Origin of the sequence: Alteromonas antoniana (assembly GCF_019249295.1) — a bacterium.
Taxonomy (GTDB): Bacteria; Pseudomonadota; Gammaproteobacteria; order Enterobacterales; family Alteromonadaceae; genus Alteromonas; species Alteromonas antoniana.
This window is the reverse complement of record NZ_JAESDH010000004.1, coordinates 201932-227261: the sequence shown is the minus strand read 5'-3', so window position 1 is coordinate 227261 and position 25330 is coordinate 201932. Positions and strand designations below refer to the sequence as shown.

Here is a 25330-nt window from a genome sequence, read left to right as displayed (position 1 = left end):
AACAACATGGCTCAGCTTTATTTTTATTATTCGGCGATGAATGCCGGGAAGTCGACCTCATTATTACAGTCGGCATATAACTACCGCGAACGCGGCATGCATGCGGTAATCTATACCGCCGCCATTGACGACAGATACGGCAGCGGCAAAGTCACCTCCAGAATTGGTCTTCAGGCAGATGCCAGCCTTTATCGGCCTCAGGACAACCTGTTTGATGCCATTTCTATTCAGCAGCGCGAGAAGCCGCTGGATTGCGTGTTTATTGACGAGGCCCAGTTTTTAACGAAAGCGCAAGCTCGTCAGCTTATCGAAGTGGTAGACGAGTTAGATGTTCCCGTGCTTGCCTATGGGCTTAGAACCGACTTTTTAGGTGAAACCTTTGAGGGCAGTCACTACCTGCTGGCATGGGCGGACAAACTGTTTGAACTGAAAACCGTTTGTCACTGTGGCAGAAAAGCAAACTTTGTCGTGCGACTGGACGAAAACGGACAGGCTGTGACAACGGGTGATCAGGTAGAAATTGGCGGTAATGATCGTTACGAGTCTATGTGTCGCAAACACTTTAAACAGCTGGTATGGGTATCATGATGCGAAAAACCATTCTTATCACCGGTGCCAGTTCAGGCCTGGGCGAAGGCATGGCACGTGAATATGCAAAGCGCGGCCATAACCTCGCATTGTGCGCGCGTCGGCTGGAGAACCTTGAGCAACTCAAACTGGAATGCGAGTCGCTGCATGCTGACTGTCGTGTAGAAATTCGTGCACTGGATGTAAACGATCACGATGCGGTATTTTCCGTTTTTCGGGAGTTTGAAGCCACATTCACCAAGCTTGACCGTATTATTATTAACGCTGGCATGGGCAAAGGCGCTTCCGTCGGCACCGGCTATTTTGAAGCCAATAAACAAACCGCAATGACAAATTTCGTTGCTGCACTGGCGCAGTGTGAAGCGGCCATGGAAATCTTTCGTAAGCAAAACGACGGCCATCTGGTGACGATTTCCTCCATCAGCGCCCTTCGCGGTTTCCGCCGCGCTTTGACAGTCTATGCCGCCACAAAAGCAGGGTTAACTTCTCTGACTGAAGGGATCCGTATTGATGTGATGAATACGCCGATTAACGTCACCACGGTACATCCCGGCTTTATTCGCACTGACATCAATGCCAAGGTAAAAAATGTGCCCTTTATTGTCGATCTTGAAACCGGCTGCAAGGCGCTGGTCAGCGCTATCGATAAAGAGAAAAATAACTGCTATGTGCCCGCATGGCCCTGGGCATGGATGCAACTCGTGCTGCGGATTGCCCCATTGTCATGGCTAAAAAAAATGAGCTGAGTGGCGGCTCAGAAAGGCTTCACCTCATCCCTTTACAGAGGCAATGTTATGGCTTCAGTTGCTAATAAACCGTGCTCTCTTCTTACTTTTACCGGCGCTGTTGTCCGGGGAGCAGGTATTGCTGCGTTGGTGTTCGCCTCTGCGCTCGCCGCCAAGGAAATTGAAAAAGACACAAGTGCGCTGCCACCCGCTCTATCCTCATTGCCAGAAACCATTGAGCGCACTATAAGCACATTTAATACGCCGGGAGTCTCAGTAGGCATTTTACATGAAGGAAAAACCGTCTATCTGGCTGGTCATGGGCTAAGAGATGTTGAGAGCGACGCGCCTGTCACGCCGGACACGTACTTTTATCTGGCTTCCGTCAGTAAAGCGATTACCGCCGCGTCGCTCGGCGTGCTTGTACAAGACAGCAAGCTTAACTGGGACGATAAAGTTACCGATCATTTACCGGCATTTCAGCTTTCCGATCCATGGGTAACACGGGAATTTACTGTACGTGATCTGCTGACTCACCGCAGCGGGCTGGCCTCGGGAGCAGGAGACACCATGCTATGGCCGGCTCCCTCACGCTTCAGTCGCGATGAAATTATTCACAACCTGCGTTTTCTGACACCACAGAGTAGCTTTCGTAGTCAATTTGCTTATAACAATGTGATGTACATCACTGCCTCTGCCGTAGCAGACAATCTGGTTGACGGCCAATGGGCCGACCTTGTTGAACAGCGCCTGTTCCAGCCGCTTGGCATGTCCTGCTTTGCTGCAGGTTTGCCTGACAATGCTTCTGACAATGTGGCAAACGGGTACGGGTATAGCGAAGAGCAGGGTCTGTATGCCATACCCAGAAACAATGTATCTGAAGATGCAAGAGTCTGGAGTGCCGCAGGCGCGATAACCTGCAACACGCGAGACATGCTGAAATGGCTGTCCATGTGGCTGACAAAAGGCAAGACTCCCGATGGACAGACCTTGTTTGAGGAGTCGACCTTTGACACCCTCATTTCACCGGTTACGCCACTGTATGTGTCAGGTGTTGACAAGCAATGGTTTCAGACCGAATACAGTGGGTACGCTCTGGGATGGCGTGTGACGGATCAGTTCAGTCACAATGTTATCTCTCATACCGGCACCATTTCGGGCTATCAGACGTTTGTCGCTTTCGTTCCGTCAAAAAACCTGGGGGTAGTCGTGCTTAATAATGGTTCAGACTACGGCACCCGTGGCGCCATTATGCAAACCATACTTCAGGCTTATCTTGAGCCGGATAGTGAACAACGTGACTGGATAGCGGCATATTCAGAATTTCAGAAAGACCGTCAGGCACGGTTTCTTGCCAGCTATCAGCAGCCACACGGAAGCGGTTCAGTGTTGCTGGCCACCAGCGAATACCTTGGCCACTACGCCGATCGCTGGTTTGGCGCTATAACCATTGAAAAGCAACACGACAAAATGCGCATTCAGTCTGAAAAAATGCCTTCGTTAACCGGTACTCTGGAACCGTTTGAGGATCATACGTTTGTCATTCGATGGGACAACCCCGATGCCATGGAGGATGCGTTTATTCATTTTGAAGTATCAACGCAGCGTCGCGTTACCGGTTTTACGCTTTATCCCTATACAGTGAAAGAAAAACGCAACCATGCCTACCGCGACATGCATTTTACCCGATCATCAGAAATCAAATTAAACGATTAATTCAATTGCTTTTAGTCGCTTTATCAAATCAATACATCCATAGATAATCTCTTCATCAAAAAAGGAGAGACTCTATGGCTACTATGATATCAACACTTTTACAGCGAACCCGATATAACAGCACAACTGCGTTTGTGGTACCGCCGCGTATGAACTGCAATTATCCTGACAATTACTACGGCGACCAGATTTGCCTGCCCTGCCAGCAGTCATCGACTGTAAAAAGCAAAACGGAGTAGCCGTTCTCGAGCACACGATGGCAAATACCTGGTAATGCACCATGGTTACGCGTTTTTTCAAAGAGGTGCGATGCACCTCTTACCCTCTCTAACAAGTATTTAATCGTTGTTCTTCAGAATTACGCTATTATTAGAATAACCATGTAGGTTGGAAATTCGGAAGTTCGCTATGGTGGATATCGATCCGCTTACAGAGTTAACCATTAAGCTTTCAAGGCAGACGTTAACAGCTAAAGACAAATACGCAGCGATATGTCGCTGTGTGTTGCAATGTGTTCCGAAAACAAATCGCGTCAGTCTCTGGAAGTTCGATGATAGCCGCTGTGCAATTCACTGTCTGATGCTGCTTGACGAGTGCGGTAAACCAGAACAGCCTGAGATTGTCCTCACGCAAACACAATACCCCGATTATTTTTCTGCCATCATTCAGCGAGAGACCGTAAGTGCATCTGATGCCAGAAACCATCCTGACACCCGCTGCTTCGCAAAAGACTATTTCCCAAACAATGATATACATTCCATGTTGGATTTCATCTTTCATCAGGATTTTCGTCCGGTAGGGATCATCTGTTGTGAGTCGGTGGGCAAACAAGTTGAGTGGGACAGCAAAGATGAGTCCATGCTGCGTCGCACTGCCAGTATTGTTTCTATGTTTTTTGACGATAAGTGACCTTATATTTTTTTACAACTGATAAGACTTATATGTTGCTTTGATTCATTCTCTTGGCGAAAAAGCAACCACCCTACTACACTCCGACAACGCCATGTACAGACAGCAAAGCCAGTATCGCTTCTATCACCCCGCAAGTTAAAACAATTAAGCTAAAATTCATATAAATTTCAATACCCACCAAAACACGAGACCAACAGCAAGCTTAATCAATTAAGAAAATTTTCAAAATTTGCTTGATCATTCACCAATGTTTAACTATTGTTAACGCGATGTAACCCGGGTTACAAAGATAAAAGGTCGAATAAGGGCACACAAAATGAAGAGAAACCAACTATTTAAACCAGCACTGCTCTCGCTTGCGGTTTCTACCGCAATGTATTCAGGACAAGCACTGTCTCAGCAAAATGACACTGATGAGGCTCAGCAGGACGTTGAAGTTATCGCGGTTAAGGGTATTCGCGGTTCACTGATCCGGGCGCAAGCAGTAAAAATGGATAACTCGTCAATTGTTGAAGCTATTTCAGCAGAAGACATTGGTAAACTGCCAGACTCTTCTATCGCTGAGTCACTGGCTCGTTTGCCAGGTCTGGCCGGTGAGCGTGTAGGCGGTCGTACCTCAGGAATTTCGGTTCGCGGTTTCAAAGAAGATTTCACAGGCACCTCACTGAACGGTCGGGAACTGATTGGGATCGGTGACAACCGCGGCGTGGAATATGACCTCTACCCTGCGGAAATCATGACCGGTGCAACCATTTATAAAACCACTGACGCCACACTGCTGGTGCAGGGTATCGGTGGTACGGTGGATCTTCAGACAGTACGCCCTCTGGCAGCTCAGGAAACCCTGACCTTTACCGGTGTATATGAAAAAAGTGGCAACGATTCAGATAACCCGGAATTCGATAACACAGGTAAGCGTTTCGCACTGTCGTTCGTAGAAAAATTTGCTGATGATACCGTCGGTATCGCGGTGGCTTTAGCGACCACAGAATCTCCCCGTAACGAACGTAAGTACGGCGTGTGGGGTTATGCTGCTAATGATGACGGCCAGATTATGCCTACCGGCCTCGATACACAGGCAATCAGCCGCGTACTGGACCGGGATACCATTTCCGGTATTTTCCAGTGGCGTCCCACTGATAACCTGGACATCGTCGTTGACGTGCTGGACATTGATTACTCAGACTCAGGTGTGATCCGCGGTTTTATCGAACCGTTTGCGGCTGAGAACGTGACCGGCACAGGCATCAATGCGTCGGGCACACAGGTTAATGCGAACCCGGTATTACGTACTGACCCGGCTCAACGAGATGGCGAACTGCAAACCTTCGGCCTGAACGTGACTTACAACGTTAACGATAACTGGACCGTCGAAGTGGATGTCGCTGACAGCGAATCCAGCAAGCGCGATCTTCGTGGCGAATCGTATGCAGGTCTGGCCCGCTCTGGTGCGTTAAGCGCAGGTGAATTTGGTTCGCGTCAGTTCCAGATGAGCTCAGACGGCATTTTCTTTACCGGCAGCTCAGGCTTGGGCGCGTTTGCCGATCCAAACCTTCTGCAACTTACTGGTCCACAAGTCTGGGGTGGCGGTATGGCAAATATCGCAGACCAGTTCACGACCAACGTATTGCAAGCTAACGGCGACCCGTACAGCTATTTCAACGCGCAGGACGGCTTCCTGAACTACGCAGATTTCGACGAAGAGCTGACCACAGCCCGCGTGGAGGTTGTCGGGTTTGTAGACTGGAATGTATTCACCAAATTTACTGCTGGTGTGAACTACAGTGATCGTTATAAAGCAAAAGAAAACAAAGGCTTCTTTGCCACGGCATCGTCTTACCCTTACTCTGAATCCATTCCGACCGAGTACCTGTACAACGGCCTGGCTGATTTGACGTGGGCAGGTATGGGCATGGTCGTCGCCTACGACGGATTCGCTCCCTACCGTGACGGCGAATACACATTAAATGACGCGGGATTGCTCGAGCCTGATCGCCTGGGTGACACCTTCACCGTAGATGAAGAAATCATCACGCTGTATGCGATGCTGGACTTCGATACCGAGGTTGGTGGTTTTAATGTATCAGGTAACGTTGGCGCTCAATACGTACAGACTGACCAAAGCTCGTCAGGCTACATCGGCGTTGTAGGTGATAACTTTGCGGTTTGTGATGCCGACGGCAATGGTGTGGTCGACGCTGACTGTATCATTGAAGATGGCGATGATTATTCACACTTCCTGCCAAGCCTGAACGTGAATGTGGAACTTGCTGAAAACCGCTACTTACGTTTTGCAGCGAGCAAAACCATAAGCCGTGCCCGCATCGACCAGATGAAAGCCTCCGGTTTCGTGAAGTTCGACCAGAACATCGAGCTGATTGCGACGCCGAACTCTCAGGCAGCGGTTGAAGAGTATGGTTCGCCCTGGTCAAAAAATACAGGTAACCCGACACTGCGTCCGCTGGAAGCCAATAACTTTGACATCTCTTTTGAAAACTACTTTGACGATGAGGGCTATGTTTCAGCCGCGGTCTTCTACAAAGACCTGGTTAACTGGACCCGTGATGGTAACCAGCTAATCGACTTTACCAACGACCCGACAAACGACGGCGCAAACTACTTCATTCCGGGTTTCCACGACCGCATTATTGATGTGGACGGTAACTACGGCCCGGAAGATACCCCTTATCAGGCGGGTGATCTGGTTACGCCTCCGGACTTAGGCTACTACTCGTTCTTCGAAGATGGCCTGAAAGGCGAACTTAAAGGACTTGAGCTGACAGCAAACCTGCCACTGAGCATGGTTTCAGATATGCTGGAAGGTTTTGGTATCGCGGCTTCAGCCACGTTTATTGACGCTGAGCTGGATGACGGCACTGCCATCCCTGGTCAGTCTGACGAAGTATACTCAGTGACTGCGTACTACGAAATGAGTGGCTTTGAGTTCCGTGTTGCCGCAACTGACCGTTCTGAGTACCTGACGTATCAGCGTGGCGGTTCAAACAAAATAGAAGCTGCTACCCGTGATGCGGTTACTCAGGTCGATGCGCAAATCAGCTACGACTTTGAAGACAGCGGTATAGAGTATCTGGAAGGCCTTCGTATTTCTCTGCAGGGTACCAACCTGACAGACGAAAAAGAAGAAACTATCGATGGCAACGGTATCGTTACTCTGCGTCGCGAGTTTGGCCCTTCATACATGCTTAACCTGAACTACTCTTTCTATTAAGCAAAGAGCACAGGCAAAGCCCCTGCTTTTCGCAGGGGCTTTTTACTTTACGATAGCGACAGCTTTAACGCGATTACGTATTCCATACGTTTTCATAAAGGATTAATTTACCTTTTGGCTTTACTTTAGGTAGTGTCAAAAGCAAAGTTAACGCATTGAAGTCATATCCGGATAATTCTGCATGCAAAACCCCGTACGTAAACTGGTTATTGCAGGTGGCGGAACAGCTGGCTGGATGGCCGCCTCCCTGTTGCGCAAAACCTTACCCAAACATATTCATATCCGTCTGGTAGAGTCAGAAGAGATTGGTATTGTCGGTGTTGGCGAGGCAACCATCCCGCCAATTCAAACCTTTAACCAGTTTCTGGGCATTGATGAGAAGGCATTTCTGAAAGAAACGCACGCGACAATCAAGCTGGCAATCAGCTTTGAAAACTGGCGGGTGCCTGGCGAGAAATATCTGCATACCTTTGGCGCTCCCGGTGCACAACTGGGTTTCAGCGGCTTCCACCATTACTGGATGCGCGGCAAAAAAGAGGGCCTGACAGATGCCTCTTTATGGGATTACGACCTTAACGCGCTGTGCTGTGACTTGGGCAAATTCAATAAAATTAATACCCAGAATCCGATGTTTGATATGCAGTACGCCTATCATTTTGACTCGGCGCTGTATGGTAAATTTTTACGCAAGGTGGCAGAGCAACTTGGCGTAGTGCGCACTGAAGGGATGATAGAACACGTCCGGCAAGACACCGACACAGGTTTTATCACAGCGCTGCAGCTTAAAAGTGGCGAGGTCATCGAGGGTGATTTGTTTATCGACTGTACCGGTACCCGCGCGCTACTGAGCCAGAAAACACTGGGCGTAAACTATGAAGACTGGAGTCACTGGCTGCCCGCTGACTCTGCACTGGCTGTGCCATCCAAACGTTTCGAGAGCACGCTGCCCTACACGCGCAGTATCGCCCATAAGGTCGGCTGGCAGTGGCGAATTCCGCTTACGCATCGAAACGGCAACGGTATCGTCTACTCCAGTCAGTATATGAGTGATGATGAGGCTCACAATACCCTGATGGGTAACCTGGATTCTGAGGCACTGGATACGCCACGTAAAATCAGCTTCAGAACCGGTCGCACCGAGCAGCAGTGGCACAAAAATGTGGTTTCCATTGGTCTTTCCAGCGGATTTCTGGAGCCTCTCGAGTCCACCAGCATCCATCTTATTCAGTCAGGTATTGTGCGCCTGATGAAAATGTTTCCGAACCACGGCGTACAGCAGAGTATTGTCGATTTATACAATGCGGAATCAAAACACGAATTTGAGACTATCCGTGATTTCATCATCCTGCATTATCACGTTAATGAACGCGATGATTCCGATTTCTGGCGCGATATGCGTGCCATGTCGATACCAGAACGTCTTAAACAAAAGATCGAGGCATTTAGGACTACATCGGCAATTTTTAACGAAAACAACGATATCTTCCGCGATGCGTCCTGGGTACAGGTGATGATGGGACAAGGCATTACCCCCGTCGATTATCATCCCTCAGCTGACTTGCCCGATGCAGCAACGCTGAAACAGACACTGAGTAAAATTTATGATGCGAAGCGCCAGCCGCTCGAGAAAATGCTGGCTCATGATGAATTTTTAACGCGATACACAGGAGCCTGACGTGCCATCACCTTTTCATATTGTCATACTGGGTGGCGGCACCGCGGGCTGGATGGCGGCAAACCTGTTTGCCCATCGGTTACAGGATAAAGCGGTTAAGGTTTCACTCATCGAATCGCCCGACATCGGTATTGTTGGCGTTGGCGAAGGCTCTACACCAACGCTGAAACGTTTTTTCAGCGACCTTGATATACCGGAATCGGTCTGGATGGCCGAATGTAATGCCACCTATAAAGTCAGTATCCGTTTTTCCGGCTGGAGTCCTGGCATGGGGCCGGACAATTACAGCCACCCGTTTATCTCTCAGCTGGATACCTTTAGTGAACGACCTTTTCATGTAAACTGCCGCACGCGCCGGCTTGGCCTGGACGTTGAAACCTCTCCCGATAAATTTTTATTTAACGGTTATCTTGCCAATCAGCAGTTGGCACCGGTGACGCCGGAGAACTTTCCGTTTCGCATAGAATATGGCTACCACTTCGACTCAGGGAAGCTGGGTGAATTCCTGAAACACCGTGCAATAGCGCAAGGTGTAAACCACATTCAGACTCAGGTAGAAAGTGCGACAACGCATAACAATGGTGATATTGCCGAGCTGATAACCCACGATGGACAACACCTAGCCGGCGACTTTTTTGTCGATTGTTCGGGGTTTCGCGCCTTGCTGCTGCAAAATACGCTTGGCGTTAAATTTCGCTCTTTTAAAGAAAATTTATTTAATGACGCCGCCGTGGTATTGCCTACTGACGCCATCCCCCAGCCCCCCGTGGAAACCCGCGCTACTGCACTATCAACGGGTTGGTGCTGGCAAATACCTCTGACCAATCGTACCGGAAATGGCTATGTTTACAGTCAGGACTATCTCAGTGCTGACAACGCAGAAGCAGAACTTCGCCGACATTTAGGCTTACTGGAAGCAGATATTCCGGCCAGACACTTAACGATGCGGGTTGGTCAGACCGAGCAACACTGGAGCCATAATTGTCTGGGACTTGGGCTGTCGCAGGGGTTTATTGAGCCCCTTGAGGCTACTGCTCTTCACCTCGTTCAAATCGGAATTGAGACTTTCCTTGATGCCTTTATCGAAGGCGAAATGACGAACAAAAATCAGCGCTCTTACAATACAGCGATGTCTGAACGCTTTGAACGTGTACGTGATTATATTGTGGCCCACTACAAATTAAACACGCGGGATGATTCTGACTATTGGCGGGATAACCGCAACAACATGACGTTGTCAGAGCCGTTGCTTCAGTTGCTGGATGTATGGTATCGCAAGGGAGATCTGACTCAGGAAATTCAGCGACAGGACCTGGCTTCACACTTCGGGTCGACGTCGTGGCACTGCATGCTGGCGGGATATGGTATTTTTCCACCAGTCGCGCCTAATCAACCGGGTACCGGTGATTTGTTTGAGGAAAATGATCTCGCTGACTTCTTTACCCGCTGCGCACTTAACTTTGCGCCTCATGAGCAGCATCTGGCTGGCAGATAGGACCATCGTGCAAATAGCAGACGGAAACCGGCTCGCGATACATCGCATTAATTCGCAATATGGTGTTATCAGCGCAAAGCGCGCATACGATTGCGGATAAGTATCAGCCTGGTTATCCCCCCTTGTTACCGGCTGACTGATACCGCGTAAGCCGGAAGTCTCTCAACAGTGCGTGTCGACCAAACACCACCTGAAGCAGTCAGGTGGTTTCGCCCGTTTTTAACTCGAAGGATAGCTCAGAAGAATCGGCGTTGCCGCTAAGCAATGTGGTAGCTGCCAGCGCACCTTTTTCCAGGCTCGACTGACAGACTGTGGTGAGATACGGACGAGTACGAAGCGCCTCGTCTATGCCATCAAACCCGGTAATCTTTAACTCATCAGGCACCCTGATACCCATGGACATGGCACATTGCAGTAACTCCAGCGCAATGATGTCACTCATGCATAATATGGTATCTGGACGTGGAGAGCTTGAAAGCACCTCTTTCGCCGCCTGACGTGCGTAATTGCTGTCACTTTCCGGTATATGCCAGATCCAGTCTCCGCCAACGCTGTTTCCGGTTTCACTGATGGCTCGCATATATCCGTCCAGTCGCCGGTGAGAAATCGAACGTGCAGTTTCCACCAGTGGACTGTCATAGATTCGGCAAGTCGTGGGGGCGTCGATAAGTCGCAATCCTAAAATAGCAACCCTGTCGCCCTCTTTCAGGGCCAGTTTTGCCACCTGATAGGACGCTTCTTCGTTGTCAATATTAATGGCAGGACAACCTTCAATATTAAAATCTACCGCTACTGCTGGCTTATTCTGCTGGATAATTTCCTGCGTCAGTCCGGCGTTGCGCGGGGCACCGTAGCAAATAAAGCCATCAACAAAATCAACCACGTCCAGTATGCTTTTTGAGTCACCGGCATACAGGAGCAAATGTTTGTTTTGTTTCTGCAGCACGCTGGAGACGCCTTGTATGAATTTACTCGCGACGGGATCACTAACCACGTATTCAATGCTGTCTGCCAGCACCAGCGCAACAATGTTTGACTGACCTTTGCGCAGTATTTGCGCCGCTTTATTCGGGCCGTGATAGCCAATTTTTTTGCAGGCAGACAGGATTTCTTCCCGCTTAGCCGCAGAGAGCTGGTCAGGCCGGTTGAATGCGTTAGATATGGTTGCCGTTGAGACATCAAGTTTTGCGGCAACGTCTTTCAACGTGAGTTTCACTTTTTTCATACGGTTACTTCATTGTTTATGCCCGATGGGTGGTTAACACGTGAAAGGCATCGGCTTACCACGAAAGCTGTGCGATCGCTCTACACTACTCCCTACTTACATCCTAATCAATACAGTGTAATTAAATAGCACCAGCATAGCCTAGTATAAACGAGACTTAATCGATTAATACAACGTAAATTTATATTCCCGTTATGAAGTTTCCGAAGACATTGATAGCATGAAAATAAGAAGTGATGGCAACGTAGAAAAGAGCAGATTGTGGCATCAACCGCTCTCAATACGATGCAGTCAGCCAAGATAATTACCTCGGCATCGTCGTTTTTTGTTGCGCCGTTACCGAGTACCGAAGATTTTATCACCGGCATCGCCAAGGCCCGGAAGAATATATCCCTGGTCGTTAAGCTGGTCATCGATAGAGGCAGTGAAAATATCCACATCCGGGTGGGCGTCTGTTACGGCTTTGATACCCTCAGGTGCAGCCACTAAAAACAGCCCCATTATATGAGTACATCCCTTTTGCTTTAGCAAATCGATGGTGGCGATAAGCGTGCCGCCAGTGGCCAGCATAGGGTCAACGATAAGGGCTATGCGCTGCTCAATATCTTTTACAACCTTGTCAAAATAAGGCACGGGCTCCAGCGTTTCTTCATCACGATATAACCCTACCACACTGATCTTCGCGTTTGGAATTAGCTCCATTACGCCATTAAGCATCCCCAATCCGGCGCGCAGTATGGGCACAACGGTAATTTTTTTCCCTTTAATGCGCTTTACCGAAATATCTTCACCAGACCAGCCTTTAATCACAGCCGCTTCAGTAGGCAATGCACGGGTTGCTTCGTAAGTTAGCAAGTTGCCAACTTCACTGGATAACTCCCTGAAATCTTTACTACTGATATTTGCATCTCGCATTAGCCCAATTTTGTGTTGGATCAGCGGGTGGGTAATCTCATGAACGGCCATAACGCTCTCTGTTGATGGATAGTATTGATATGTTACGCCATATCAGCGCGACTGCGAACCCTCAACCACACGCCTTATCGTTTTTCCGACAGTAAAACAAGCCAGCACTCTGTGAAGTGGAATACAAGGGAAGGTACGAACAAGTCCATGGTCACTCTGGTTTCTGAAGAACCAGAATCAAATCGTTGTGCCGCCACTGAAGATATCCCAGCGCAGCCAGACTTAAGCACTGTGCCGCCATACGCACCAGCCAGGTTCGTATTGTTTTTTTGCGTAGATAATTATCCTTCCGATAGCCCTGACAGATGCGCAGTCCATGTTGTTGACAATATTGCTCCAGCCCTGCACATGAGAGCAACGGATCATAGGTAACAGGGTATGGGGCATGCCCGGGCAAACCGGCGGTTTTTATTCCTTTAACGTAGCGGTAATAACAGACATGGCTCCAGTGTGGTGTATAGCGAGCCAGGAAGCCGTAAACCGAATACCGGTCCGGTATTTTAAGAATCATCAGTCCACCAGGCTTCAGCCAGCGCGTGAAGTTTTCCAACACGGCATGGGCATCATGCACATGTTCAAGAACATAGGCATTGTAGATTACGTGGAAGCTGTTATCTGAAAACGATGCGGTTGTCAGATCACCAACAATGGCATTGTCCAGGTCATCATACTTTTGTTTTCTGAGCGATAACGCGGCTTCATCCAGGTCTATCCCTGTAAGCGAATAATCGATACCGTCAAGCGACAATGTCCACTTTTGACCGCAGCCTGCTTCCAGAATGTGTAAAGGTGTGTGGTATTGGTGAAGCGCTCTGATTCGGGACTCAAGCACACGCGTTTCGGCTGCAGTGCTCTCAAGCAATAAAAATTGGTTGGTCATGAAGGCCTTTCCCTGGCACGCCACGAACAACCTTTCGCGCAGCATTTAAAAGTCAGTTATGAATATTGGTAATCAGATTATTTACTATCTGATGTCAGTCGCAATTCATTTTACTCTAACAAAAAAGAACTAAGCTACCTTTTAAGGTGTATTTACTTTTTTTACACGTCCGCACATTCATTTTAGTCTTCATTTTTCTTTCCTTAGCGTGAAATGATGGCTATGGTTCAAAGTGCTTCAACATCCTGCAGTAAAGGATTTTATTAATCTCGTTTTCAAGGAATGACCTCATGTCCCTCAAAAAACTGCTTTCTTTTTCTATGCTCACTTTCTGCAGTAGTTTTACTATTCAGGCTGGTGAGTGGCAAACCATCCCTGTTCCGGACTCTATGGAAGTCACGCTGCCTGGTGGAGAGCAAAAAACAATCCAGCCATCCTGTGCGATGGATGAAATTCCCGTTCCCGGTCCAGATGGCATTCCGGTTATGCTCCCGAATGACTTCCGGTTTTATTTTCAGCCAGGGGACAGCGATAATTTACTCATCTTTTTACAAGGCGGTGGAGCTTGCTGGAATGATGCCACCTGCGTTGACTCTCTGGTACTTCAGCAAGACGGTAATCCGCAATCCCGACCAACCTACAACCCCTCTATTTATACAGAAAACGATCCCAGACAAGTGGGTGGAATCTTTAACGATGAGCGAGAAGACAACCCATTCCGGGACTGGAACAAAGTGTTCGTTCCCTACTGCAGTGGCGACCTCCATGTTGGATCCAGTGACAATGTTTATACTGACAGCACCGGAGCTATTACCGGGCAACCCGGCGCGCCTGTCCTCATAAAGCATCGCGGTCACGACAATGTCATGGCAGTAAGAGAGTGGCTAAAAACTAACTACCCTGGCAGAACACCAAGAAGCGTATTGGTGTCAGGAAGTAGCGCTGGCGGCTATGGTGCCACCCTGAACTACCCCTACTTTGAGTCTGTTTTTACACGTTCACGCACTGCGCTGTTATCAGATGGCGCAATGGGTGTAATGACACAAGGCTTTGTGGATGATGTACTGACAGAAGGTGGCCCCTGGAATCTGGAAGCGAGTCTTCCTCGCCAGTACAAAAGAATGCTGGGGCGGTTTTACGCATTTTCGCTAAATAATCAGTTAATGAAAACACTGACCTATCAGTATCCGTTTGACAGATTTGCGCAATACTCCACCGGGCTGGATGCCGTGCAAATACAGTTTTTCAAGATTGCAGACCAGATTGACAGAGGCAACCTGGACCCCGCTTCCTGGAAACTATCAGAATCAGAGTTTCTGTATTTCCTGACGTGGCACTTTCGAATGGCCACATCGATTAATACCATTTCAGCTTTCACGTGGAATTATCAGTATTACCTGGGTGAAGGTACCTGCCACACTGTGTTGACAGATTTCTGTGAGCAAACAGAACTACCGGTTAGCAGCCCCAGCCCGTTTTTCAATGAAAAAAGTGCCGAAGGGGTAGCATTCAAAGACTGGCTGTACGATTTTGCCACCAAACGGTATTTCCGGGAAAACAGCGTTAGCTATACAAACTAGCCGTATGCTTCGCTTGCATGAACACCAGGCTTAATACCGTGAAACCGTTTAATATTGACCGGTAAAAGTAATCAACTACAAAGACGTGCTTCAAAGCACGTCTTTTCATTACAGCGATAAACTTGCGCCATCGGGCAGCGTCAACTCGATTTTCATTTCACCGCCCACGGCTGCCAGATACGCGGCAGCGCGATGCAGAGGTACGTCCTGGATCCGCTTTGACTCTAACTTACTCACACCGGATGCGGTCACACACAACGCCATTGCGACAACTTCCTGCTTTACCCTGTTTTGCCTTCTTATCTGTCCTAACGTTAACTCTTTCATAGTTTTGTCTCTGCGGCGGGCATTAAAAAAGCCCAGATTGGATAACCATTCTGGGCTTTTGCAAAACGTTATACCTGCGATGCCCAGAAGCGAAACTTGCCCCTGAACACCAGCGTCAGGCGCAATCAGTAGGTAATATTATAAATGTACTGTTTAGTAACGATTTGCATGAGAATTCCTTGGTAAGAAAGATGGCAGCCGCGCTGCATTAACTTCATACTAACCATACCATGTTGAATAACAATCACAATCACTTTCCAATTGGTAAAGTTGTAGATGCCCTGCAAACCTTCATCTCTATTGCCATTGGTTCACACATTGCTGTATTTTTTTTGGGGCATTGAGCTGTTGAAATGCAATTTGGTATTCTGCAACCATCTGCTCATCGGCTGGCGCGCTGATAGCAAAATTGAGGTTGGTATCCAGTTCTTTTGCGCGATACACAACCTGAAGGCTTCGCTCAGGCATCCCGAGAGAAGCGATAGCATTTTGCATATGATCGCTGGAGGCAATCATAATGTCTGCCCGCCCTTTTAACAGCATTCTCACGCGGCTACTTTCATCGATGTTACTCTCAGTAGAGGACATCAGATAGAGGTTCTGAAAACCTTGATTCGAAAGGTATTGGTGGGTAGTTGCATCTTTTACAACGGCAATACGATAATCCCGGAACGCCAGGATATCTTCACCTTTTGCGATACCGCTGTTGCTCAGTGTCCAGAAGTAAAGATTCTCCCGGGCAATATTGCCAATCCAGTGAAATAAAGGCTCGCGCTGCTCATTTCTGCCAATGGAAAATATGAAAGTACCAGGAGTGGAAACAGCGTACTGATATGCCAGACTCCATGGCATCACATCAATGGTGAGGCTATCGCCTGTTTCCTGAACAAGCTGACGCACTAACTCTGTTGCACAGCCAGTAAGGCTTCCGCTGGCATCGTACATTTGAAACGGACTGAACAGCTCCGTTACCGCTCTGATATTTGCCGCAAACGCGTTACTCGTGCCCAGTATAAGTACCATCGCATAACCAAGCTTTTTGCATTTCGAAGCCACACGCATCCCCTGATTTTCATTGTAATTGTTAGGAATTTTCAGGCATTGCGATGCGTTTTGTAATCAAAGCAACACGTTTATCGCAAAGACAGAGCCTTTAAATCATCACTTTAGCTTATTCGAATTTTCTTCATGCACCAACGTAAACCGGTCAAATATCATACTACTACACATTCTGCGACGCCGCATCTGCCACACCAACTAATTAACAAGTCCGGTTCGTCGCAACGCAAGCACACAGCCGGTAAAGAGCACTTTCCCACACCGTTGGGATCATCGTTGTTATACCCTCAATTCCGGTTTGCCGCATTACTTCAGAAACGGAATGAGTCAGGTTGAAAGTATTAATTACGGCGTAGCTAAACACCGTAGAGAGCACAATGTTTCAGCCAATGCCCCCAACCTAACGTGCATTGCAACTCCTGTTTTACTATTAAATTTTCAGGCTTAAGGTCGGCTTAAGTTTTGTTTTCTACACTGCAGACAATCTGCTAATGATGCCTATTGCCATGCTAAGAGTTATAAATTTGCCTGTTCGGTTAACGTCAGCACAAGTGCTGTTCTGGTCTTCGCTTTTTATTGCGTTGGTTTGCAACTATCCCTTTATTCACGCGGTATTTCTGGCAACATCGCCTAACAGTCTGAGTGAATGGCTGTTTTTCCTGTCTGTGCCAGCTTTGCTTCTGAATATCACAATCTTGTTATTAAGCATGGCGGGCGCATTTTTATCGCCGCGCTTTACTGCCGCGATTACCATTGTCATCAGTGTGTTACTGCTTTATGCCACCGTATCTTATGGCGTGGTGTTCGATCGCAGCATGTTCCAGAATATCGCCGAGACGCACCCTGCAGAAGCAGCCTCATACCTGAACCTGTCGCTTTTTACTTTTATCATTTTCGTCGGCTTCCTGCCTGCAGTAATGCTGTTCCGCTCTAGTCGTCGAGAGAAAGCAAAGATCCGCGCCAAAAAGCTTCTCCGCCTGAATCTGTTCGCTGTTATTGGCATAGCTCTGATTGCCGGTTTCTTGTTTAAAGATTACGCAGCAGTGGGCAGAAACCACAAAGAGCTTACCCGATACCTGGTTCCTTACGCATTTTATAACGCCGCGTACAAGTATGTGCGGGATAGCTATCTGCGTCCCCCAATGAGCTTTCGCATTCTCGATAAGTCGCCTGGTATTGCCGCAAATAAGAAAGGACAACCCAAAACGGTAGTGGTGGTGGTCGGAGAGACGGCTCGTGCGGATAAATTCGGAATTAACGGTTATTACAAAAACACAACGCCGCATCTGTCATCCATCGGTGCGATAAGTTTTGATCAGGTGACATCCTGCGGCACTGCGACTGCGGTATCAGTCCCCTGCATGTTTTCCAGATTATCCAGGGAAAATTATGACAGCAGGCTTGCTGACAGTCAGGATAACGTTCTGGATATTATTCGCCGGGCTGGTGCAACCGTGTCCTGGATAGACAATAACAGCAGTTGCAAAGGGGTTTGTAAGCGGATTGACACTATTGCTTATGATCCTTCCCGGGACTCGTCGTTGTGCGATGGTGATTATTGTTACGATGAGGTGTTATTACCGCTGCTTGAAAAAAAACTCGCCGAACAAACCGGTTCGCAGCGCGTTATTGTGCTGCACATGATTGGCTCACACGGGCCAACGTACTACCGACGATACCCGCAAAGCTTCAGAAAATTTTTGCCGGACTGTCCCCGAAGTGACATTCAGAACTGCACAGAAGAGCAGTTGCAGAATACCTATGACAATACGATTGCGTATACCGATCACGTACTAAGCCGCATTATCCAATCATTACAGAATGTGCCTAACGCCTCTATGCTGTATATCTCTGATCACGGTGAGTCGCTGGGAGAAGCCGGTATGTACCTGCACGGTTTTCCTTATGCCTTTGCGCCGGAAGCGCAAACGCATGTGCCAATGATTTACTGGGACAGCAACCTTTCAGACCCAAATTTTCAGAACTGTGTCAGCGCACAAAGCCGCCAACCTCTTTCGCAGGATAACCTTTACGACACATTGCTGGGCCTTACCCATGTTCGCAGCAGTACCTACCAACCAGAAATGGACGTATTAAAGTCATGCAGAACCTAGAACACAAAGCTGCAACAGCTATTTTTGACGCGACAAACAAACCCCGCGGTCTGAAACGGCTTGTACTGGCTTTTGCTAATTCGCTTCGGGCACTAAAGTGGCTTATACGTCATGAAGCTGCTTTCAGGCAGGAGCTTGTTTTAATAACGGCGTCCCTGCCTTTACTCGCGTTATGGGATATTTCGGTATATGAAAAAGCCCTTTTGCTGATTTCACTGCTGTTTGTTCTGTTTGCTGAGATAGTGAACACTGCAATTGAAGCCGTTATCGACAGAATCAGTTATGACCTCCACCCGCTGTCTGGTCTGGCAAAAGACATGGGATCGCTTGGCGTGACGATGGCGTTACTTATCGCCGCAGTGTGTTGGTGTAGCGTACTGCTAACTGAGGTGTTGATATAGCCCCCTTTCCTGAATAGTGTTACCAGCTATTTTCTGACTCGAAGAGCAGGTCGTAGCCTAATTACAGGTACAGAGATCCTCAGGCCGGTTAATATTCGCAAATAGCAGATTATCACCCAGTATTTCCAGAGAGTGCGCACCGATGCACTGCAATACCAACTTAACCGAGGGTTCCGGAGAGTCGCTGAGCAATGCTTGCAGTTTGTCCGACAGCAAATACCGAGTCGGTATGGCTACTGGCAGATACTCTCGTTCAAAGTAGACGGGAGCTCTCTTTCTCTCACACTGCCTGATGAGATATTGAAGCAACGCTGGCGTGAGTCTTGGCATATCTATGGGTACAAATAAAGCGATTTGCTCCGACGCCGGCATCATCAGCAGCCGTTTCGCTATAGCATTGCCGGGCCCCAAAAAAGGGACGTGGTCTGCAATATCGGCATGTCTGCCGCCAACAACAACGACACGCGACGCTATTGAGGAAAGCGACATCTTCATGTGGTTGAGCAACGACATCCCTTGCCATTTAACATCGGCTTTATCCCTTCCCATTCGTGACGAGCGACCGCCCGCCAGGATGAAGCCAGTAACGGGCGTATTATTGTTTGTTTCAACTGACATGGTTGTAGTGTTCCCTAGTCTTAAAAAGCGGTGCTAACCCAGGCCCACAGTTTGTCTGTATCCACGTTGATATCACCAGCTGAGTAACGTGCATATTTAAGGCCCAGTGTGACATTGTCGAGAACCGCTTTGGTATAGACCAGGTCCACTTCGCTGCCCAGATCGCTCACCTCGACAGAGCTTTCATCGGCATCGAACTGATGATAAACAAGGCTGCCTTTGCCACCGGCCAGTGTGGATGAAAGCGAGATATAGGCGTCTTTCAGCCCCTGAGCTGGAGTTGAGAGAAACTGATCTGCCCAGCCGTTAAACTTGTGTAGCGTTGCCAGGGGTGTTGAAAATCCGTAAACACCTTCATCAGAGCCAAGGACTTCGTAGCCTGCCAACAGGGTCACGCCAGAAAACGTAGCGCTGCCCTCCAGCAGCCAGTAGCTGGCATCAACATCGAGTGTTGCAGTTTCACTGGATTGGGTGGCATATTCTGCGGTGTAACTGTACTTCACATCGTTGAGAGTAACGCCACCTGCATAACGCACACCAAAGGTGTCCAGGCTATTAGGTGTGGCATTGTCTATTTCAAGTAAATAGCTATAAGCCGTAAATTTTCCAACCGGCGATTGGTAGCTGATGTTGATAAGATGATCTTTCGAATCCAGATCCGCCGCTTGCGCAAATATACGATTTCGCTGGTTAACATAAGCGTAAAAAGCGCTGATATCTTTGCTTATCTGGTAGCTCAATGAAATCCCATCGAAGGTCTGACGATCCTGACGCCAGCCAACATGACCAACAAAACGATGAGCGTCCAGCGCAATAACCTGACGCCCCGCCCTGACGGTATAGGAATCAGACTGGTATTGCACAAATGCCTGATCCAGTTCGGTGGTTTCCGGATCGGCTATCACGGAATACTGACCAACGTTGTAGCCAGTAGGCCCCACACTGTAGTCCCCCTGCCCCAGCACAATTCGACTGTCCTCGACTTCTGCCGTGACGGAAAACCCTTTATAACTGCCACTTTTAAGCCCCAGAAAAGTGCGCAGGGTTAACGCATCGGCATCTGCCACTGCGTTGTCCTGAGAGACCGACTCATAACGTAAGTTCATACTGGCACTGGCAGAACCTTCGGCAAGGGCATCGACAAGCTCAGAGGCGTTGGATTGCCCGCAAAGCGCAGCGAGCACACAAATGGATACGACGGGAAATTTCAGAGTAAAACGTGTTGATGTTGACATAGTGGTTCCCAAATTAGGCGTGAGTTAACCCCGCCAGTGCCGCGAGGCACCAGCTAACCTTTTGATTTAATTTACGTTAAGCGACGTTAGATTTTTTTGAAGAGGCGCCCCCGGAAGCACGCTTACGGTTTGTCACGGTTTCTATTTTCTTCTGCTTTTCATAAAGGAAGGTGAGTACCTCATGGCGGTAATGGTTGTAAGCCGGATCGTCAGCCAGCGCGAGTCTGTCACGGGGTCTTTCCAGTTCGACATCCAACACTTCACCGATAGTGGCAGACGGTCCGTTAGTCATCATCACAATACGATCTGATAGCAACACAGCTTCATCTACATCGTGCGTTATCATAATGACCGTATTGCCGAGCTCAGCGTGAATATCCATCAGCGAATCCTGCAAATGTGCGCGAGTCAGCGCGTCCAGCGCGCCGAACGGCTCGTCCATCAGTAAAACCTTTGGTTCCATAGCGAGCGCCCGGGCTATACCTACCCGCTGTTTCATGCCGCCGGAAATTTCCGATGGCAGCTTATCCAGCGCATGGGTCATATGCACCAGTTCCAGGTTGTGAAGTACCCAGTCGCGAATTTGCTTTTTCGACTTTTGTCTTTGCGTTTGTTTCACCGCAAGTTCAACGTTCTTATAAACCGTTAGCCATGGCAGCAGAGAATGATTCTGAAATACCACCGCACGCTCTGGCCCCGGCTCTCTCACCTCACTGCCATCAAGGATAACGCCCCCCTGAGTAGCATGATGTAATCCGGCAACGATGTTCAGCACCGTGGACTTTCCACAGCCGGAGTGACCAATAAGTGAAATAAATTCACCTTTGTGTATTTTCAGATTCACATCTGTAAGTGCATTGAATGGCCCCTTCGGCGTGGGAAAATCAATACCGACCTGAGTAAGTTCTAAATGTTTCGTTTGCATAATGATGTCCTCAATCTGAATTCGTGTTAGCGCAATACCGCAGCTTTATCCCAGCTCACCCAGCGCTGGACGGATAACATCAGTCGATCAAGTAAAAAGCCGATTAAACCAATCGTCAGCACGGCCACCATGATCCTGGCCAGCGATTCTGAACTGCCATTCTGAAACTCATCCCAGACAAACTTGCCAAGGCCTGGATTTTGCGCCAGCATTTCAGCCGCTATCAACACCATCCAGCCAATCCCCAGCGATACTCGAAGACCAGTGAAAATCATCGGCACTGAGGCGGGCAACACGATCTTTCTGACATGGCTGAGCGGCTTAAGACGTAACACCTTGCTCACGTTCACCAGATCAGAATCAATATTCGACACCCCCACTGCGGTATTAATCAGTGTCGGCCACAAACAACACAGCGACACCGTGAACGCTGAGGTGATGAACGATTTTGAAAACATTGGATCGTCGCTGACATAAAGGGCACTGACTACCATCGTTACCAATGGCAGCCAGGCCAACGGAGACACGGGCTTAAATAACTGAATTAATGGGTTGAAAGCCGCATAAGCAGACCGGCTCAGGCCACAAAGGATCCCCAGCGGTACCGCGATCACGCTGGCAATCAGAAAGCCAATCATCACGGTGTACAAGCTGGTCCATATTTGATCGAAAAAAGTCGGTGCTCCGGTATACTCACGAACTTTAGCGTCATAGTCAGGATCCAGCGCGAGACGCTCTGCGTTACGCTCCTCCTGACGACTGTAGAACGCCTTTGCCTTCTCTCGCTGAGCCTGATGTTCATCGACCAGCGTAACCACCTGCTCCCATACCTGAGCAGGTCCCGGAAACTGTCCCAGTGACGTATCAATACTTTTTGCCACACCGTTCCACACCGCAAGGAACAGCAAGATCCCCACTATCGGCATAAGTAACTTAGGTACGCTAGACATGATCGTTCCCCAAAGTACACTGCTGCGAGTCGGACTCATCTGGCTAAGTGCCTGTACCGTCTTACTCATTGTCTTATCCTCTTTTGCGTTATCGCTTACAGTACCGTGTTACCTTTCAGGCCTATTGCGAATTTCTCCAGATAGGCATTTGGCTGCGTGCCATCAAAAACCACATCATCAATAAATTCCGACTGAGGCGGTTTAAAACCGGTCTCTGTGGCGAAATCAGGGAAGTCACTGGCTTTGGCTTTGCCCTCAGCGATAAGTGCTTTCGCTGCTTTTGCATAGATGTCAGGGCGATAAACTTTTTTTGCCGTTTCCATAAACCAGTCATCCGATCTGGGTTCTGCAATCTGTCCCCACCGACGCATCTGCGTCAGGTACCAAATCGCGTCGCTGTAGTAGGGATAGGTTGCGTTATAGCGAAAGAATACGTTGAAGTCGGGTACGTCACGCTTGTCCCCTTTTTCATATTCAAAGGTTCCGGTCATGCTGTTTGCAATCACTTCCGCGTCAGCTCCGACATAGCTGCTTTTTGCCAGTATTTTTACCGCTTCTGGACGATTGGCATTATTATTTTCGTCCAGCCACTTCGCGGCCCGGATCATCGCTTTCACCACACGAATATGCGTATTAGGGTTTTCTTCTGCCCAGGCTTGACTCACGCCAAATACTTTTTCAGGGTTGTTTTTCCAGATCTCGTAGTCGGTGATCACCGGTACGCCAATGCCTTTAAACACGGCCTGTTGATTCCATGGTTCACCCACGCAATAGCCATAGATGGTTCCCGCCTCCATGGTTGCAGGCATTTGCGGAGGAGGCGTGACTGATAACAATGCCTGCGCATCTATCTGGCCTGACGTATCGCCTTTATGTGGGGCATAGAACCCGGGATGAATATCGCCTGCAGCCAGCCAGTAGCGAAGCTCATAGTTGTGGGTGGAAACAGGAAATACCATTCCCATTTTGAAAGGTTTGCCCTCACTGCGATACCTCTCAACAACCGGTTTCAGGTAATCCGCTTTTATCGGGTGAACCGGCTTACCGTTTCGTTGTGGTATATGCGCTTCCATTTGCTGCCAGACGTCATTGGAAACGGTGATCCCGTTGCCATTCAGGTCCATACTGAATGCGGTAATAATATGAGACTGAGTGCCAAAACCAATGGTTGCTCCCAGAGGCTGTCCGGCGAGCATATGTGCCCCATCAAGCTGACCATCAATGACACGATCCAGCAGTACTTTCCAGTTCGCTTGCGCTTCTAACGTGACATACAGCCCTTCATCTTCAAAAAAACCTTTTTCGTAGGCAATCGCCAGCGGCGCCATGTCTGTCAGTTTGATAAATCCAAACTTCAACTCTTCTTTTTCCGGCCAGCCAAGTTCGTCAGCCACGAGACTGCCAGTCATTGCTGAGAACAACATCGTGCACAGGGATATAGCACCTGCTGCCTTTTTCATGATTGCTTTCATCTTCACTTTCCTTTAAGCCAAAAAAAACCCACCCGCCAGTGATAGCGCGATGCGATATCACTGGCGGGTGGGCTTCGTTGCCGATGGTTCTTACCTATAGCTGCAAACAGAACCTGATTGTTTGTGTCAGCCAATACGAAACAGACCGACAGAATTTCTTAAACTAAACCATTTTTAATGCCAGTTTTAATTTATTCTTTAAAATCTGCCACTTACCCTTATCTTACACCATCCCTTCTGACTATCCTGTATCATACCTGTGCAGCTGCTGCACTATGGTTGCGCGAAGCGGGTCAAACCAGCCAGCCTGACTTTCCTCTGCGTCGCGACTACCCGTTTGCTATTACTGGCTGCGCTTCTTGTAACAGCGAGAGGTTTACGTGTTGACGCGCCGACACTACCTTGCCAATGATCACCAGTGCAGGTCCTTGTACATCGGCTTCATCTACACGTTCAACTATGTCTGTTACTGTTGCGATAATCACTTTCTGATTGCGGCAACACGCGTTCTCAATAACAGCCACCGGCATATCGTTACTGATCCCATGCGCTAACAATCGTTGACTTAACTGCTCCAGGCGCTTCAACCCCATATAAACGACGGTGGTGTGATGGGATGCCTGTCGGGCAATGGCTCCCCAGTCAGCCTCTTTCGAAGGGTCCTGAAATTGCGCCGTCATCACTGTCAGCGCCTGTGCACTGCGTCGGTCCGTGAGGGGGATGCCAGTATATGCGGAGGCCCCGGAAGCGGCAGTAATCCCAGGGACAATAGCAAAGGGGATCGCGGCGGCTTCCAACGCCTGCGTTTCCTCACAGGTGCGCGCAAAGACGGCAGGATCCCCACCTTTTAAGCGGACGACACGCTTCCCTTCTTGTGCAAGTCGCACCAGGCGGGAACATATCTGGTCCTGAGGCACACTATGTTTCCCACATCGCTTACCTACAAACTCCTTTGAAACATGGCGCGGTATACAGGCAAGCACAGACTCATCCACCAGCCAGTCGAATAACACCACATCGGCTTCCTGCAATAACCGATACGCTTTGCGGGTAAGCAGCTCAGCATCTCCGGGGCCTGCACCCACGATAAACACCTCTCCCTGATGCTTACCGGCTCTGGTATTGGCACCAGTCGCCAACAAGTTTCCACCTCGCTGTTCACGTAGAGATGCCTGCAAACGCAGTAAATGTTGCGCAATAGCAGAAGTGACGGACTGTAATCGTAAAAGCATCATAGG

General features: G+C 48.8%; 21 protein-coding genes. 10 read left to right on the top strand and 11 right to left on the bottom strand.

Annotation, left to right across the window (positions count from 1 at the left end; all coding sequences use genetic code 11):
* The first annotated feature begins 6 nt into the window (after window positions 1-6).
* From JKP77_RS05020 to JKP77_RS04990, 7 genes are all read left to right on the top strand, one after another.
* The gene (locus JKP77_RS05020) at window positions 7-588 is read left to right on the top strand and encodes a thymidine kinase (RefSeq protein WP_218310104.1); all 582 of its coding nucleotides are present in this window, start codon (window positions 7-9) and stop codon (window positions 586-588) included.
* Window positions 588-1334, top strand: coding sequence for an SDR family oxidoreductase (locus JKP77_RS05015; RefSeq protein ID WP_218310148.1), 747 nt, complete (start codon window positions 588-590; stop codon window positions 1332-1334). The genes JKP77_RS05020 and JKP77_RS05015 overlap by 1 nt, the downstream gene beginning before the upstream one ends.
* Before the next feature lie 48 nt (window positions 1335-1382).
* Window positions 1383-3029: a serine hydrolase gene (locus tag JKP77_RS05010; RefSeq protein WP_218310103.1), complete on the top strand. Its 1647-nt coding sequence runs from the start codon at window positions 1383-1385 to the stop codon at window positions 3027-3029.
* A 408-nt stretch (window positions 3030-3437) separates the two neighbouring features.
* Window positions 3438-3938: a GAF domain-containing protein gene (locus JKP77_RS05005; RefSeq protein ID WP_218310102.1), complete on the top strand. Its 501-nt coding sequence runs from the start codon at window positions 3438-3440 to the stop codon at window positions 3936-3938.
* A 319-nt stretch (window positions 3939-4257) separates the two neighbouring features.
* Window positions 4258-7170, top strand: a complete 2913-nt coding sequence (locus JKP77_RS05000; RefSeq protein WP_218310101.1) for a TonB-dependent receptor — start codon at window positions 4258-4260, stop codon at window positions 7168-7170.
* Between the two features lie 181 nt (window positions 7171-7351).
* Window positions 7352-8845 (top strand): tryptophan halogenase family protein, encoded by a 1494-nt coding sequence (locus JKP77_RS04995; protein WP_218310100.1) that lies wholly within the window; start codon window positions 7352-7354, stop codon window positions 8843-8845.
* Window position 8846: 1 nt separating this feature from the next.
* The gene (locus JKP77_RS04990) at window positions 8847-10340 is read left to right on the top strand and encodes a tryptophan halogenase family protein (protein WP_218310099.1); all 1494 of its coding nucleotides are present in this window, start codon (window positions 8847-8849) and stop codon (window positions 10338-10340) included.
* A gap of 199 nt (window positions 10341-10539) precedes the next feature.
* Here the strand turns inward: JKP77_RS04990 and JKP77_RS04985 are convergent, their stop codons facing one another.
* The 3 genes from JKP77_RS04985 to JKP77_RS04975 all read right to left on the bottom strand — a co-directional run bounded on the left by JKP77_RS04985 (window position 10540) and on the right by JKP77_RS04975 (window position 13411).
* Complete coding sequence (locus JKP77_RS04985; protein ID WP_218310098.1) at window positions 10540-11565, bottom strand: LacI family DNA-binding transcriptional regulator; 1026 nt, start codon at window positions 11563-11565, stop codon at window positions 10540-10542.
* Window positions 11566-11901: 336 nt separating this feature from the next.
* Window positions 11902-12531 (bottom strand): uracil phosphoribosyltransferase, encoded by a 630-nt coding sequence (gene upp, locus JKP77_RS04980; protein ID WP_218310097.1) that lies wholly within the window; start codon window positions 12529-12531, stop codon window positions 11902-11904.
* Window positions 12532-12682: 151 nt separating this feature from the next.
* Entirely contained in the window at window positions 12683-13411 is a 729-nt protein-coding gene (locus tag JKP77_RS04975; protein ID WP_218310096.1) for a class I SAM-dependent methyltransferase, read from the bottom strand.
* 290 nt (window positions 13412-13701) lie between these two features.
* Between JKP77_RS04975 and JKP77_RS04970 the strand changes: the two genes are divergently transcribed.
* Window positions 13702-14991 carry a pectin acetylesterase-family hydrolase gene (locus tag JKP77_RS04970; RefSeq protein WP_218310095.1) on the top strand — a complete coding sequence of 430 codons (1290 nt, stop codon included), beginning with the start codon at window positions 13702-13704 and terminating at the stop codon, window positions 14989-14991.
* A gap of 108 nt (window positions 14992-15099) precedes the next feature.
* Here the strand turns inward: JKP77_RS04970 and JKP77_RS04965 are convergent, their stop codons facing one another.
* Together JKP77_RS04965 and JKP77_RS04960 are read right to left on the bottom strand one after the other, a co-directional pair.
* On the bottom strand, window positions 15100-15318 hold the full coding sequence (locus JKP77_RS04965; RefSeq protein WP_218310094.1) for a helix-turn-helix domain-containing protein: 219 nt from the start codon (window positions 15316-15318) through the stop codon (window positions 15100-15102).
* Window positions 15319-15615: 297 nt separating this feature from the next.
* Window positions 15616-16374 carry a substrate-binding periplasmic protein gene (locus JKP77_RS04960; RefSeq protein WP_218310093.1) on the bottom strand — a complete coding sequence of 253 codons (759 nt, stop codon included), beginning with the start codon at window positions 16372-16374 and terminating at the stop codon, window positions 15616-15618.
* 527 nt (window positions 16375-16901) lie between these two features.
* Here JKP77_RS04960 and JKP77_RS04955 point away from each other — a divergent pair.
* Entirely contained in the window at window positions 16902-18491 is a 1590-nt protein-coding gene (locus tag JKP77_RS04955; protein ID WP_246601076.1) for a phosphoethanolamine transferase, read from the top strand.
* Window positions 18479-18892: a diacylglycerol kinase gene (locus JKP77_RS04950; RefSeq protein WP_218310091.1), complete on the top strand. Its 414-nt coding sequence runs from the start codon at window positions 18479-18481 to the stop codon at window positions 18890-18892. The genes JKP77_RS04955 and JKP77_RS04950 overlap by 13 nt, the downstream gene beginning before the upstream one ends.
* Window positions 18893-18949: 57 nt before the next feature.
* Here the strand turns inward: JKP77_RS04950 and mobA are convergent, their stop codons facing one another.
* The 6 genes from mobA to cobA all read right to left on the bottom strand — a co-directional run bounded on the left by mobA (window position 18950) and on the right by cobA (window position 25327).
* Window positions 18950-19510 carry a molybdenum cofactor guanylyltransferase gene (mobA, locus tag JKP77_RS04945; RefSeq protein WP_218310090.1) on the bottom strand — a complete coding sequence of 187 codons (561 nt, stop codon included), beginning with the start codon at window positions 19508-19510 and terminating at the stop codon, window positions 18950-18952.
* Between the two features lie 20 nt (window positions 19511-19530).
* Window positions 19531-20745, bottom strand: a complete 1215-nt coding sequence (locus JKP77_RS04940) for an alginate export family protein (RefSeq protein ID WP_218310089.1) — start codon at window positions 20743-20745, stop codon at window positions 19531-19533.
* Window positions 20746-20821: 76 nt separating this feature from the next.
* Window positions 20822-21670 (bottom strand): ABC transporter ATP-binding protein, encoded by an 849-nt coding sequence (locus tag JKP77_RS04935; protein WP_218310088.1) that lies wholly within the window; start codon window positions 21668-21670, stop codon window positions 20822-20824.
* A gap of 26 nt (window positions 21671-21696) precedes the next feature.
* Window positions 21697-22659, bottom strand: a complete 963-nt coding sequence (locus JKP77_RS04930; RefSeq protein WP_420840046.1) for an ABC transporter permease — start codon at window positions 22657-22659, stop codon at window positions 21697-21699.
* Between the two features lie 56 nt (window positions 22660-22715).
* Complete coding sequence (locus JKP77_RS04925) at window positions 22716-24044, bottom strand: CmpA/NrtA family ABC transporter substrate-binding protein (RefSeq protein WP_246601084.1); 1329 nt, start codon at window positions 24042-24044, stop codon at window positions 22716-22718.
* Between the two features lie 377 nt (window positions 24045-24421).
* Entirely contained in the window at window positions 24422-25327 is a 906-nt protein-coding gene (gene cobA / locus JKP77_RS04920; RefSeq protein ID WP_246601075.1) for a uroporphyrinogen-III C-methyltransferase, read from the bottom strand.
* Window positions 25328-25330 lie beyond the last annotated feature (3 nt).

What these genes read in the sequence shown, in the direction of transcription:
- JKP77_RS05020 (WP_218310104.1), top strand. Translation starts at nt 7, where the DNA reads ATGGCTCAGCTTTATTTTTATTATTCGGCGATGAATGCCGGGAAGTCG.
- JKP77_RS05015 (WP_218310148.1), top strand. Translation starts at nt 588, where the DNA reads ATGCGAAAAACCATTCTTATCACCGGTGCCAGTTCAGGCCTGGGCGAA.
- JKP77_RS05010 (WP_218310103.1), top strand. Translation starts at nt 1,383, where the DNA reads ATGGCTTCAGTTGCTAATAAACCGTGCTCTCTTCTTACTTTTACCGGC.
- JKP77_RS05005 (WP_218310102.1), top strand. Translation starts at nt 3,438, where the DNA reads ATGGTGGATATCGATCCGCTTACAGAGTTAACCATTAAGCTTTCAAGG.
- JKP77_RS05000 (WP_218310101.1), top strand. Translation starts at nt 4,258, where the DNA reads ATGAAGAGAAACCAACTATTTAAACCAGCACTGCTCTCGCTTGCGGTT.
- JKP77_RS04995 (WP_218310100.1), top strand. Translation starts at nt 7,352, where the DNA reads ATGCAAAACCCCGTACGTAAACTGGTTATTGCAGGTGGCGGAACAGCT.
- JKP77_RS04985 (WP_218310098.1), bottom strand. Translation starts at nt 11,565, where the DNA reads ATGAAAAAAGTGAAACTCACGTTGAAAGACGTTGCCGCAAAACTTGAT.
- upp (WP_218310097.1), bottom strand. Translation starts at nt 12,531, where the DNA reads ATGGCCGTTCATGAGATTACCCACCCGCTGATCCAACACAAAATTGGG.
- JKP77_RS04975 (WP_218310096.1), bottom strand. Translation starts at nt 13,411, where the DNA reads ATGACCAACCAATTTTTATTGCTTGAGAGCACTGCAGCCGAAACGCGT.
- JKP77_RS04970 (WP_218310095.1), top strand. Translation starts at nt 13,702, where the DNA reads ATGTCCCTCAAAAAACTGCTTTCTTTTTCTATGCTCACTTTCTGCAGT.
- JKP77_RS04965 (WP_218310094.1), bottom strand. Translation starts at nt 15,318, where the DNA reads ATGAAAGAGTTAACGTTAGGACAGATAAGAAGGCAAAACAGGGTAAAG.
- JKP77_RS04950 (WP_218310091.1), top strand. Translation starts at nt 18,479, where the DNA reads ATGCAGAACCTAGAACACAAAGCTGCAACAGCTATTTTTGACGCGACA.
- mobA (WP_218310090.1), bottom strand. Translation starts at nt 19,510, where the DNA reads ATGTCAGTTGAAACAAACAATAATACGCCCGTTACTGGCTTCATCCTG.
- JKP77_RS04940 (WP_218310089.1), bottom strand. Translation starts at nt 20,745, where the DNA reads ATGTCAACATCAACACGTTTTACTCTGAAATTTCCCGTCGTATCCATT.
- JKP77_RS04935 (WP_218310088.1), bottom strand. Translation starts at nt 21,670, where the DNA reads ATGCAAACGAAACATTTAGAACTTACTCAGGTCGGTATTGATTTTCCC.
- JKP77_RS04930 (WP_420840046.1), bottom strand. Translation starts at nt 22,659, where the DNA reads ATGAGTCCGACTCGCAGCAGTGTACTTTGGGGAACGATCATGTCTAGC.
- JKP77_RS04925 (WP_246601084.1), bottom strand. Translation starts at nt 24,044, where the DNA reads ATGTTGTTCTCAGCAATGACTGGCAGTCTCGTGGCTGACGAACTTGGC.
- cobA (WP_246601075.1), bottom strand. Translation starts at nt 25,327, where the DNA reads ATGATGCTTTTACGATTACAGTCCGTCACTTCTGCTATTGCGCAACAT.